A 316-nucleotide genomic window follows, 5' to 3' on the forward strand; every position below is an offset into this window, starting at 1 on the left:
CTTGTAGACACCACCATCGTTATTAGCGAACTGCATGCCACTGAACGTGACATTAGCAGGATTGCCACTTGCATCACGGTCGCTCACAGTGACCGTACCAGCCTGACCTTCGAAAACAGCGAACAAACCCGGCTCTGCTGCGCCGTTGGTGATTCCTGAGGGCGTCGTCCAGTTGCTATTCTGCGCATTCCAGACACCATCCCCCCCATCGACAGTTCCGTTTCCGGAATTACTATTTACCGCGAAAGCATTTGGCCTTGCGCCATCCCAGAATGAGAGTGTTCCATCGCTGACGACCAGATTGATCTGGTGATTG

Annotated in this window: 1 protein-coding gene; it reads right to left on the reverse strand. The window is 53.2% G+C overall.

Going from position 1 to position 316, the window contains the following annotated elements; translation table 11 throughout:
• Window positions 1–316: hypothetical protein (locus AA105894_RS13410; RefSeq protein ID WP_267312202.1), on the reverse strand; the 316-nt coding region annotated here is incomplete at both ends.

Origin of the sequence: Asaia spathodeae NBRC 105894 (assembly GCF_025994195.1) — a bacterium.
In the GTDB taxonomy this organism is placed as follows: Bacteria; Pseudomonadota; Alphaproteobacteria; order Acetobacterales; family Acetobacteraceae; genus Asaia; species Asaia siamensis.